This is a genomic window from Pseudoalteromonas piscicida (assembly GCF_002744175.1).
Lineage (GTDB): Bacteria > Pseudomonadota > Gammaproteobacteria > Enterobacterales > Alteromonadaceae > Pseudoalteromonas > Pseudoalteromonas piscicida_B.
The window spans coordinates 38609-50372 of the sequence record NZ_NKHF01000005.1; the positions used below are offsets into that span (position 1 = coordinate 38609).

The following is an 11764-nucleotide window of genomic DNA, read 5'->3' on the forward strand; positions in this document are numbered from 1 at the left end:
CGAGGATCCTATGATGTTGCAGATCACCCTATTTAACACTCGCCCACACTGGCTAAAAAGCGCCCAAGGTATCGGCTTTGTGCTATTTGCCGCGACCAGTGCGTTTATGACTTACTTTTGTATGTACGCCTTTCGTAAGCCATTTTCGGTCAATACCTATGAAGCCTTTGACGACCCAAGCTGGATTGTTAGCTTTAAAATTGCCCTGATCCTTTCGCAAGTGTTTGGCTACTTATGCGCGAAATTTGTCGGCGTTAAAGTGATTGCTGAAATGCAGCATCATTATCGCGGTCGTGCGATTTTGGCCATGATTTTAGCCGCCGAGATTGCACTGGTGCTATTTGCCATCACTCCTACGGGCTGGAATCTGGTTTGGCTGTTTGCCAATGGCCTCTCCCTTGGCATGATCTGGGGGCTGGTTTTTAGCTTTTTAGAAGGTCGCAGAACCACCGAAATCTTAGGTGCGGTACTCAGCGTGACTTTTATTCTTGCCTCTGGGTTGGTTAGAACTGTGGGCAAATGGCTGGTAAGTGAGCTCAATGTGCCTGAACTATGGATGCCAGCGGCAACCGGAGCGATTTTTCTGCCACTGCTTGTACTCAGCGTTGCTTGTCTCAATAGCATTCCTGAACCTACACAAGAGGATGAACAATTACGACAAAAGCGCGCACCAATGGATGGCAAAGCACGGCTGGCGTTTTTTAAACAGTATTGGTTTGGAATAACCGTACTGGTGCTCAGCTTTTTACTCTTTACTGGCTTTCGTGACTTTAGAGATAACTTCTCAGCCGAGATCTGGCAGGCCTTAGGGTATGGGCAAGAACCCGCCATTTTTGCTTATGCCGGGATCCGCATCGCCTTTATCGTACTCATTGCGCTTGCCGCATTGGTGTTAATTAAAAATAACCGTATCGCATTTTTTGCCAACCATGGCTTTGTCTTACTCGGGGCTTTACTGCTGGCTGGCAGTACGTATTTATACCAAACCCAAAGTCTCGATCCTAAAACGTGGATGGTACTGCTGGGGGCTGGTCTTTATATCAGTTATATCCCCTATAACTGCTTTTTGTTTGACCGCATGATCTCAGCGGTTGGCTCGACTGCGAACGCCGGGTTTTTGATTTATCTGGCGGATTCGGCGGGCTACATCGGCTCAGTGGGCATTTTGCTTTATAAAACCTTTGCCACACCTGAGCTCAGTTGGCTGCACTTTTTTACCATGGCCTGCTACTGGGTAGCGTTTATTGCAAGTGCCCTTGTAGTGAGTTCAATTATTTATTTTGCCGTGAAATTAAAGCGACCACGTAAGGCGTCAACGCAAGTACGCACCACGGCACTTTCATCACATATTTCCTAGCTAGGAGTCATAGCAACATGAAACACATTGAAGCATTAATTTTGGATTGGGCCGGTACTGTAGTCGACTATGGCTCGATTGCCCCTACTAGCATTTTTGTTGAAGCATTTAAGCAGGCGTATCAATTTGATATTTCCTTAGCTGAAGCGCGCGGCCCGATGGGTATGGGCAAATGGGATCACATTAATACCTTGCTGCAAATGGAGAGCGTCCGCACTCGCTGGATAACACAGTTTGGTCAGGCACCGAGTACGGCAGATGTTGACCATATTTATCAAACCTTTATGCCGCTCCAAAAAGCAAAAGTCGCCGACCGAGCTGCCCCCATTCCGGGCGTACTTGCGGTGATCAAACGTTTGCAACAACAAGGCGTTAAGATTGGCAGTTGTTCTGGGTATCCCAAGCCTGTTATGGACGTGCTAGTACCAGCCGCTGCCGACTATGGTTATCAGCCAGATTGTGTGGTTGCCAGTGATGAATGCGTGGCGGGCTCTCGCCCTGGCCCCTGGATGGCGCTAGAAAACGTGCAAAGACTTGGGATTAATCGCGTATCAGGATGCGTAAAAGTCGATGACTCCGCGCCGGGAATAAGCGAGGGGTTAAATGCTGGTATGTGGACCGTAGGACTTGCTTTAACGGGTAATGCGGTGGGACTTAGCGAAGAAGAGTGGACGGCGCTGAGTGATGAAGAGCAAAGTGCACGTTCCCTTAATGCTTATCAGCAACTTGGCGAGGCCGGTGCGCACTATGTGATTGATTCACTAGCCGACATCGAAATGATCTTGGTGGATATTTCTGCTCGTATTGCCCGTGGAGAGCGCCCGTAATGCGTTTTCAGCCTTTTTGGTTTGATGAAGCAATCACTCAAGCCGATATTAAAGCCGCAGCAAGCGCGCCGCCCCATGGCGCGTTGGATACCCAAGTTTGTATCATAGGTGGCGGCTTTACTGGCCTTTGGACAGCCATAACGCTGAAAAAGCAAAAACCTGAGCTGAATATCGCCATTATTGAAAAAGACCTCTGTGGACAAGGCGCCTCGGGTCGTAATGGTGGAGCTATGCTGACATGGTCGACTAAGTTTGCCAGCTTAATTAAAGAGTTTGGCTTAGAACAAGCCTGCTTTTTAGTACGCCAGTCAGAGCAGGCCGTTCATGATATTAAAGCCTTTACCAGTAAACACGGGATTGAATGTGATTGCCGCGTTGATGGTACTTACTATACGGCTTCAAATCTCAGCCAGCGAAATGCCTTTGGCCCCATTACCACCCTACTTGAGCAACACCAACTTAATGCGTGGCAAAGACTAACTAAAGCGCAGTTACAAGCAACGGGCTCTAATGCCAACCTTGCTGGAATTTACTCTCCCCATGCCGGTAGCGTTCAACCCGCCAAGCTTGTGCGTGGACTAATGAAGGTGGCAAGAACCCTTGGGGTCAAGGTATTTGAACACACCCGCTACCTAAAGCACCAAGGCCAAGACACACTAAGCATTACCACAGACAAAGGCGAGATCAGAGCCAATCAGCTGGTATTTGCCGTTAACGCTTGGCTGCCAAGCTTATTGCCACAGTTTTCTCGCAGCGTGGTGTTGGTTTCGAGCGATATGGCGATCACCACACCAGCACCTGAAAAGCTTGCGGCAATGGGGTTGAACCACGGTGCTCCGGTGATTGATGCACGTATTTTTGTGAATTACTATCGCACCACTTCAAGCGGTCGATTAATGCTTGGCAAAGGCGGGAATTATTTTAGTTTCAATAACCAAGTGAGAGACACCTTTCACCGTGCTAGCCGTTATCAAGCCATTCTTGAACGCTCATTTAGCCATTTTTTTGCCCCCCACCAGCTTGAGATAGAAAGAACCTGGACCGGCCCCTCAGACCGAAGTGTCTCTGGTATGCCTTTCTTTGGTCACTTAAATGGTCAAGCTAATGTGTTTTATGGCAGTGGTTACTCGGGCAATGGCGTGGTGCAATCCTATTTAGGTGGACAAATCTTAGCGAGTCTACTGCTTAATCAACATAACGACTGGCGTCACTGCGCCTTGGTCAACCAAACGCTTAAACAGTTTCCCGTCGAGCCATTTCGCACCGCGGGGGCCTTAATGGTGAGAAATGCCATTCGCCGTAAAGAAAGCGCTGAAGATAGCAACATGCCACCGCATAAACTCGATGTTTGGCTAAGCAGGCTTAGTGGCAGCGCAGCAAAACTAGATCCGAACGTGAAGCAGGAGTATATAAAGTGAATGCCATCGCACAAATCAAACAGCTATTCGAGCAATATGGTCACGCCACCTATGACGAGGCATGTAGCCAAATTTACCATGCCGAGCAATGCGCCACCCTCGCGAAAGAAAATGGTTATGATCAAGCGACCCAAATCGCCGCATTTTTACATGATATTGGCCATTTTGTTGCCCAATATCAGAATAACTCCGACTTTACTCCACAAGGATATAGCAATCATGGCGATTTAGGGGCGGATCATTTAACTCAACTTGGTTTTGACCGCGCGGTGACAATACTAGTGCGTAAACACGTAGATGCTAAGCGCTATCTGGTCAGTATGGATGAGAAGTATTACCAAACCCTCTCTCCTGCCAGCCAATTAACGCTAACAAGACAAGGCGGAAAGATGAGCAGCGAAGAACTTGCGGCGTTCTCCAAGCTGCCTGAATTGGATGCCATTATCGCGCTGCGTCGTTTTGATGATTTAGGAAAAGATCCAAGTTTAACCGTTTTGCCTAGCAGTTATTGGTTTAGCCAAATAGAGGCCTACCTCGCGAGTTAGGCCAATCTGAGTTTACAAGTCTATTTATCCTGTCATAAAACGATAGTAAGCTTGTCACAAAAGGTTTTATCGACTCTATTATGCTGCTTTATCAACGTATTCGAAACCATATCCAAAAGCTGCTAGCCGCTGGCAGCATGACGCCCGGTGCCAAATTGCCTTCAGAGCGCGCGCTGCAAGAAACATTTAGCTCAACACGGATCACCGTCCGTGAAGCCCTAGCACGACTAGAAGCCGAAGGACTTATCTTTAGCCAAAAGCGTCGCGGCTGGTTTGTCACACCCGAAAAACTCAAATGGCATCCAGCTAAAAAAGTGAACTTTAACCACCTTGCCATTGAGCAGGGTTTTACGCCAACAACTCAAGTGGTAGCAATCAATCTTCCTTCCACTGACCCTGAGTTTAGCGACTCTCATTTTGACGGCCAGCCGGTGTATGAATTAACCCGAGTACGCGCGTTAGATGGTCGCGCAATAATGATGGAACAGATCTATTGTGCAGCCGAACGTTTTGCCGACTTACATAACCAACCGCTGGATGGTTCTATTACAGAAGTGATGTCGACTCACTACCAAGTTGACGTCAGCTTTGAACAGTGTGTAATAAGCGTCACCGTACTACCCGATGATGTTGCCGACAAATTAGAAAAGAACAGCGGCGCACCTTGCTTAAAGGTACTGCGCGCCCGCTATGATGCCGAGCAAGCATTGGTGGATTACAATATTGAATATTGGCTCCATGACGCCATCGAGATGATTGTTGAAGGCGTGTAACCCCCGTAGGTCGTGCTTTTGCACGACAACCTTTCCCATTTTTCGTCACATGGTAGACACAATCATTGTATTGAATATGAATTTTATCTTTACCAATTGACACAAAGTAAAGATACGCTAATCTTTACTTATCATTAACTGGTAAAGAGGCATTTATGGCTAAAGTAAGCGCAAAACGACAAATTACATTACCCATAGAGCAATGTGTAATAGCACACATTAACGCAGGTGATGATGTTGAAAGCTTTGTGGATAGGCAAGGTGTTATTTCAATCGTGAAAAAACAGCCAGGTGCAGCGAGAGGCTTACTAAAAGGTATTGCTACTAATACACAAGTAAATGATCAAGAGTCATTAGAGAGCGCACTAGATAAATGATAGCGATTGATACAAATGTATTGCTTCGCTACTTGTTGCAAGACGATGAAAAGCAAGCCAATAAAGCGTCCAAGTTGATTTTAGGAAGTCAACCTGTACTGATAACTGATGTAGTGCTAACAGAAACAATTTGGACGCTCAAAGGCAAGCGTTACAACCTAAGCAAAGAGCAAATTATTGATGTGGTTCACGCACTGTTTGCGGAGCCGAATTTGAAGTTTGAAGATGCTCAAGCGGTATGGGGGGCATTAAAAGATTTCACGAATGCAACACCAATTAAGTCTGGTGGCAAGACCAAGCAAGCTGATTTCCCTGATGCACTAATTGTAAATAAAGCGAAGCGTCATGGCTATTTGAATAAAGATGAAGTCTCAACTGTTTATACGTTCGATAAAGCCGCGTTAGAAATAGACGGTACTAAGCAACCGTAATAATTGATATAAACAGCAAGGGTTACCAGCTAAATAGGTGCATATATTTAGCTAAAGGGGTGTAACCCCCTTAACCCATCGCCGCGTAAAGCGGCTCCTACCCTAACGGTTTACCAGTATTTTGCTTGTGCGATAGCTTCGAGTAGTCCGCTAATATCTGCAGCATACACTTCGCCAATATTACCGATCCTAAAGCAATCTGTGTTTAATCGCCGCGTAAAGCGGCTCCTACCCTGTATGCTAACCGGCTTACCGGTACGATAGCTTTAAGTCGCCCGCTAATATCTGCGGCATACACTTCGCCAATATTACCAAACCTAAAGCAATCTGCGTTTAATCGCCGCGTAAAGCGGCTCCTACCCTAACGGTTTACCAGTATTTTGCTTGTGCGATAGCTTCGAGTAGCCCGCTAATATCTGCGGCATACACTTCGCCAATATTACCGATCCTAAAGCAATCTGCGTTTGATACCTTGCCGGGGTAAATTACATATCCTTTTTGCTTCAATGCTTCATAAAAGCGCTTAAACTCATAGCTTTCGTCACTTGGTGAATAAAAAGAAGTGATAATAGGTGAATGCATAACTTCTGGTAACAAGGCTTCAAAACCAAGGGCTTTCATGCCGCTAACGAGCTGCTTTTGATTTTCGCTGTAACGCTTAAATCGCGCAGAGACCCCTCCTTCTTGCGCCAATTCTTCCAGTGCCTTGGCAAAAGCCCTGACAACATGGGTTGGCGAGGTAAAACGCCATTTACCGTGGTGGTTTTCCATGGTTTTCCACTGGGCGTGAAGATCCAAAGAAAGTGAACGTGCTTGTCCTTCAGAGGCAACCAAGAGCGCTGTTTTTGCGATCACAAAGCCAAAACCCGGAACACCTTGAATACACTTATTTGCTGAGCTAATGAGGATATCAATTTGCCACTGGTGCATATCCATCTCAATGCCGCCAAAACTGCTCATGGCATCGAGGATCATTACTTTGTTGTGATGTTTCACAAGCTCCGCTACGCGTTTAGCTGGATTCAGCATCCCCGTTGTAGTTTCGCAGTGTACCATTGCTACGTGGGTGATCTCTGGGTGTTGCTCAAGCGCTTGTGAGATCTGCTCAAGTTGCGGCAATTCGGTTTCAATAAAGTTGAGTGCTATCACATTAATATTTAGATAATTGGCTATCTCAATAATACGCGCACCATAGGCACCATTATTGATAACCAGTAAAGTGCCAGACTTAGGAATAAAAGTTCCAATAGCCGCTTCTACACTTGCTGTACCACTGCCCTGCATTAAGGTTGCACTGTAGTCACTGCGATACTGTGGATCTGCAACCGCAACTTCACAAAGTTGCTTGCGAATGACTTGCACCACACCTTGGTTATATTCATCATCCCAAGTGCACCAATCTTTCAACATGGCTTCTTTCACGGTATGAGAGGTACTGAGTGGGCCTGGCGTCAGGAGTAAATAATCGTTGTTCATAACTTGCCTCTAAACTGGTCTATACCAGATTATTTAACCGAGTTTAGGTGACAACGGCATGACAGTTTTATGAAACTAAGATTGATGTAGTAACGATGCTGAATGAAACCTCGCCTTTACCCTAACAGGCAAAGGCGAAGAAAAGCTACAGATGTTCAGGTTATTTAACCTGAACTCAGGATAAGAAGTTAGTTAATATTTATACCCATTTGGGTTATTGCTTTGCCAGCGCCATGCATCTTGCATCATGGCATCAAGACCGCGCTCAGCCTGCCAGCCTAATTCAGATTTGGCTTTTTCAGGGGCTGCGTAACAGGCGGCAATGTCACCATCGCGACGTGGTTTAATGTCATACGGTATAGCTTTGCCCGCGGCTTTTTCAAACGCGGTAACCATCTCTAGTACTGAGTAGCCATTGCCGGTACCTAAGTTATAGATGTGTGTGCCTGCTGCTACTGCGATTTTTTCAAGTGCTTTTAAATGGCCAATAGCTAGATCAACCACATGAATGTAATCTCTCACGCCCGTACCGTCTTTGGTGTCATAGTCGTTACCAAAGACGCCAAGACTCGCCAGTTTACCAACAGCAACCTGTGAGATGTAGGGCAGTAAGTTATTGGGAATGCCATTTGGGTCTTCACCAATTAACCCCGACTCGTGTGCGCCAACTGGGTTAAAATAACGCAAAATAGCAAAGGCCCAACGAGGGTCTGACTTAGCGACATCCTGTAATAGCATTTCAACCATTAGCTTTGAAGTACCATAAGGATTGGTTGTACCACCGACAGGGAAATCTTCACGGATGGGTAAACTTGCAGGATCTCCATAGACCGTCGCTGACGAGCTAAACACCAACTTAAATACATTGGCGTCACGCATTGCATCCAGCAGTGTTAACGTCCCTTGCACATTGTTTTGATAATACTCGATTGGCTTTTGAACCGACTCACCTACTGCCTTCAGGCCAGCAAAGTGGATCACCTCTTCGATATCATATTGTGCAAATACACTATCAAGAAATGCTTTATCAAGAATATCACCTTGATGGAATGTAGCTTCCTTTCCTACTATCTCAGCGACTCTATGTAATGAAGTCTGTTGAGAATTGCTTAGATTATCTACGACCACTACCTTTTTGCCTTGCTGTAGCAGCTCTAATACAGTGTGAGAGCCAATATAGCCTGCACCACCTGTTACGAGAATCGTCATACCTATTCCTGTGGTTGTTGTCTACGCATCGCGTCTATATTCTACTTAATTTGTTGTTGTCAGTCTTGCCTATGGCACACAAATGCCAACTTGTTATCAAAAAAGCTTAAACGAGAAATTGACGTCTGGCAGTAACTTCTTAAGTTTCTTAATAAATGCACTTTTTTGGGGGAGTCTAAATCCCGATAATAAATCTTGTTATCGAGTGCATATGCCACTTGATTGTCGTTTAACCAAGTATAATCCTGAACCTGACTTGGCAAAGCAAAGAAACGTTCAATATGGTCACTCTCACGATGATATGTTGCAAACCACATCAAGCCATTAACTTGGTAAGTAAAAGCGAACACGTCACGAGCTCGGTTGTACGACAAGCTTCTACCGATATCTTCGGCAAGAATTTGTGGCAAATGACCGTTAATATCTGTGTACTGTAACGTGTGTGGTGCGCTTTGTGTTGCACCTAAAATAAACATAATGAGATCTTGGTTGCTGCCCCAAGCGTGATAGCCCACAGGCTCTATATGCTCAAATACACGACTCGGCTTTTCCGCTTGGTCGAACGGATAAAACCATAGCTTTTGCTTACCAGATGCTTCGACCACAATCGTCGTCAACCCGTTACCATTGGGGTGGAGCGTCGGTGAGTATTCAGAGACTGGAGACTGGGTTAAGTTACGGGCACTTGCACTTTCATAGTCATAAAAGAACAAATCCGTTTGACTGTTGCCCTCTTCTGTCACTTCCGCGGTATAGTACACGCCAGAAGCCGTCACCAATGGTTGATTAAAATAAGCCGTATTGTCGGTAATTGGCTTAGCACTAAAATGTTCTCCAAGTTCTGCAAGCCAGATCTGGCTTTTTGGCATCGCTGAATAAGCGGGTAAACAGGACGCGAAAGCGAGTAGACAAACTGCGAGCTTCACACGCATTGAAGTAGGCATGAACGTTCCTTTGATTTTTCATTGTAGTTATATCGCCTCGCTATAATACCCAACACTTGGCTTCAAGCAAAGCTTGCCAAAAACTTTGCTTCAAGTAACATCGAATTAACGGACGATGAAAGCAAAGGCAAATTTATGTCAGACAAACATCCAATTATCGCGATTACCGGCAGCTCAGGTGCCGGCACCACGACCACCACGAGCGCTATCAAACATATTTTCCGCAGCCTAAATACCAAGGCCGCGTACGTGGAGGGTGATAGCTTTCATCGTTACACTCGACCAGAAATGGATAAGCTCCGCCGCGAGGCCCAACAAGAAGGCAAGCATATTAGTTACTTCGGTGAGGAAGCCAATGATTTTGGCGCACTGGAAAGCTTGTTTAAAAGTTACGGAGAAACAGGTAACGGAAAAGTACGCCGGTATCTTCACACTTTTGATGATGCTGTACCATTCAATCAACTGCCTGGCACCTTCACGCCTTACCAAGAGTTAGAACACAACACCGATATGCTCTTTTACGAGGGATTGCATGGCGGCGTTGTAACACCTGAATATGATGTGGCGAGCAATGTAGACTTATTAATTGGTATGGTGCCAATTATCAACTTGGAGTGGATCCAAAAATTGATCCGCGATACCAATGAGCGCGGCCATTCTAAAGAAGCGGTGATGACCTCAATCGTGCGCTCAATGGATGATTATATCAACCATATTACGCCGCAATTTTCACGCACCCATATAAATTTCCAGCGCGTACCAACCGTAGATACTTCTAACCCATTTAGTGCCAAAGATATTCCCTCGCTAGATGAAAGCTTTGTAGTGATCCGCTTTCGTGGTATTGAAGATGTTAATTTTCCTTACTACTTACAAATGATTGAAGGTAGCTTTATGTCTCGTGTGAATACGCTCGTGGTGCCCGGTGGCAAGATGGGGCTAGCAATGGAGCTCGTGCTCACGCCACTCATTAAAGAGTTATTAATCAAAAAACGTGCCCTTGAAAATATGGCCCCCGTCGATTTACCAATTTAACTCAGCTTAGCTTCCTTGCATCGGTCCATATCACACTTTACACTGACGCCTTTTAGAGCATCACGAGTAGTTGTTATATGGACGTGCTTACCGTTTTAGTGGGGTCTAAAAACCCAGTAAAAATCAACGCTGCAAAAACTATCTTCACGCAGTATTTTCCCAATACAAAAATCGACTGTCAGGGCATCTCCGCGCCGAGTCTCGTTGCAGATCAACCTTTAGGTGAACAAGCCACCCGTGAAGGTGCTGAGAATAGAGTCAGCTATCTTCAGAAACATCATCAAGCCGATTTTTATTGTGCGATGGAAGGAGGCGCTGCCAAGTTTGAATACGGTGCAGCAACATTTGCTTTCGTAGTCATTGCAGATAACCGTCGTACGAGTGTCGGCCGTAGTTGTAACTTGCCTCTACCGGCACCGGTCTACACACGCCTTGAACAAGGTGAAGAGCTAGGACATGTAATGGATGACCTGTTCAATACCACTAATATCAAGCAACAAGGCGGTGCGATTGGACTGTTGACCAATCACCTAGCCACTCGAGAAAGTAGCTATACGCAGGCGTTATTACTCGCCATGGCACCGTTTAATCACCCAGAGATGTATTCATAATGTCGCACTACAGCCATATTCTATTTGATGCCGATGAAACCCTATTTAGTTTTAATGCCAAACTGGGTCTACAAAAACTATTTTCACATTATGATGTTGCCTTTAGTGATGCAGATTATGAGGAATATAACAGCCTCAATGCACCACTTTGGGTACAGTATCAAAACGGTGAAATTGATGCTAAGACATTGCAAGTTACCCGTTTTAGCCGCTGGGCCGAAAAGCTCGATGTAGCACCAGAAACACTTAATGCCGGGTTCTTAGCGGCGATGGCCGAAATTTGCCAGCCGTTACCTGGAGCAAGAGCGTTGCTTGACAGTCTTAAAGACCAATGTACTTTGGCTATCATTACCAACGGCTTTGCGGCGCTGCAGCAAAAGCGCTTAGAGCACACAGGGCTCGTTGATCGTTTTTCTGAAGTGGTGATCTCTGAGCTGGTTGGCAAGGCAAAGCCAGATCCCTGTATTTTTGAACACACCTTGGCGTTACTCGGTAACCCAGACAAGTCTAAAGTATTGATGGTTGGTGATACCCCAGCTAGTGATATTTTAGGGGCAAACCGCTTTGGGATTGATAGCTGCTGGCTAAAGCACGATGGCAAAGTCTGCCCTGATCATATAAAGCCAACCTATACAGTGGGATCACTTGCCCAGCTGCAAGCTATTTTAAACGGGTAATGCTGTGCTCGGGAGCTAGCTGATCTTACAGGATATTAAAGGCTCGCCGAGTAAATCGGCTCCTACAATAGGTGCACCTTGCTA

Annotated in this window: 13 protein-coding genes; 10 read left to right on the forward strand and 3 right to left on the reverse strand. The window is 45.8% G+C overall.

Going from position 1 to position 11764, the window contains the following annotated elements; all coding sequences use genetic code 11:
- The first annotated feature begins 10 nt into the window (after nucleotides 1-10).
- The 7 genes from CEX98_RS01215 (at nucleotide 11) to CEX98_RS01245 (ending at nucleotide 5728) form a co-directional block, all read left to right on the forward strand.
- Nucleotides 11-1357 carry a DUF5690 family protein gene (locus CEX98_RS01215; protein ID WP_242441588.1) on the forward strand — a complete coding sequence of 449 codons (1347 nt, stop codon included), beginning with the start codon at nucleotides 11-13 and terminating at the stop codon, nucleotides 1355-1357.
- A 17-nt stretch (nucleotides 1358-1374) separates the two neighbouring features.
- Entirely contained in the window at nucleotides 1375-2184 is an 810-nt protein-coding gene (gene phnX, locus CEX98_RS01220) for a phosphonoacetaldehyde hydrolase (protein WP_099640325.1), read from the forward strand.
- Entirely contained in the window at nucleotides 2184-3602 is a 1419-nt protein-coding gene (locus tag CEX98_RS01225; RefSeq protein WP_099640326.1) for an FAD-dependent oxidoreductase, read from the forward strand. The genes phnX and CEX98_RS01225 overlap by 1 nt, the downstream gene beginning before the upstream one ends.
- Entirely contained in the window at nucleotides 3599-4147 is a 549-nt protein-coding gene (locus tag CEX98_RS01230) for an HD domain-containing protein (protein ID WP_099640327.1), read from the forward strand. The genes CEX98_RS01225 and CEX98_RS01230 overlap by 4 nt, the downstream gene beginning before the upstream one ends.
- A gap of 80 nt (nucleotides 4148-4227) precedes the next feature.
- Nucleotides 4228-4920, forward strand: coding sequence for a UTRA domain-containing protein (locus tag CEX98_RS01235; protein ID WP_099640328.1), 693 nt, complete (start codon nucleotides 4228-4230; stop codon nucleotides 4918-4920).
- Between the two features lie 155 nt (nucleotides 4921-5075).
- Nucleotides 5076-5297, forward strand: a complete 222-nt coding sequence (locus tag CEX98_RS01240) for an AbrB/MazE/SpoVT family DNA-binding domain-containing protein (protein WP_099640329.1) — start codon at nucleotides 5076-5078, stop codon at nucleotides 5295-5297.
- On the forward strand, nucleotides 5294-5728 hold the full coding sequence (locus tag CEX98_RS01245; RefSeq protein WP_099640330.1) for a PIN domain-containing protein: 435 nt from the start codon (nucleotides 5294-5296) through the stop codon (nucleotides 5726-5728). The genes CEX98_RS01240 and CEX98_RS01245 overlap by 4 nt, the downstream gene beginning before the upstream one ends.
- Nucleotides 5729-6097: 369 nt before the next feature.
- Here the strand turns inward: CEX98_RS01245 and phnW are convergent, their stop codons facing one another.
- The 3 genes from phnW to CEX98_RS01260 all read right to left on the reverse strand — a co-directional run bounded on the left by phnW (nucleotide 6098) and on the right by CEX98_RS01260 (nucleotide 9357).
- Nucleotides 6098-7204 carry a 2-aminoethylphosphonate--pyruvate transaminase gene (gene phnW / locus CEX98_RS01250; RefSeq protein ID WP_099640331.1) on the reverse strand — a complete coding sequence of 369 codons (1107 nt, stop codon included), beginning with the start codon at nucleotides 7202-7204 and terminating at the stop codon, nucleotides 6098-6100.
- A gap of 192 nt (nucleotides 7205-7396) precedes the next feature.
- Nucleotides 7397-8413, reverse strand: coding sequence for a UDP-glucose 4-epimerase GalE (gene galE, locus CEX98_RS01255; protein ID WP_099640332.1), 1017 nt, complete (start codon nucleotides 8411-8413; stop codon nucleotides 7397-7399).
- A gap of 59 nt (nucleotides 8414-8472) precedes the next feature.
- Nucleotides 8473-9357: a hypothetical protein gene (locus CEX98_RS01260; protein WP_099640333.1), complete on the reverse strand. Its 885-nt coding sequence runs from the start codon at nucleotides 9355-9357 to the stop codon at nucleotides 8473-8475.
- Between the two features lie 135 nt (nucleotides 9358-9492).
- Between CEX98_RS01260 and CEX98_RS01265 the strand changes: the two genes are divergently transcribed.
- The 3 genes from CEX98_RS01265 to yjjG all read left to right on the forward strand — a co-directional run bounded on the left by CEX98_RS01265 (nucleotide 9493) and on the right by yjjG (nucleotide 11680).
- Complete coding sequence (locus CEX98_RS01265; protein WP_099640334.1) at nucleotides 9493-10392, forward strand: phosphoribulokinase; 900 nt, start codon at nucleotides 9493-9495, stop codon at nucleotides 10390-10392.
- Between the two features lie 77 nt (nucleotides 10393-10469).
- Nucleotides 10470-11003 carry an inosine/xanthosine triphosphatase gene (yjjX, locus tag CEX98_RS01270; RefSeq protein ID WP_099640335.1) on the forward strand — a complete coding sequence of 178 codons (534 nt, stop codon included), beginning with the start codon at nucleotides 10470-10472 and terminating at the stop codon, nucleotides 11001-11003.
- Entirely contained in the window at nucleotides 11003-11680 is a 678-nt protein-coding gene (gene yjjG, locus CEX98_RS01275) for a pyrimidine 5'-nucleotidase (RefSeq protein WP_099640336.1), read from the forward strand. The genes yjjX and yjjG overlap by 1 nt, the downstream gene beginning before the upstream one ends.
- Nucleotides 11681-11764: the final 84 nt, after the last annotated feature.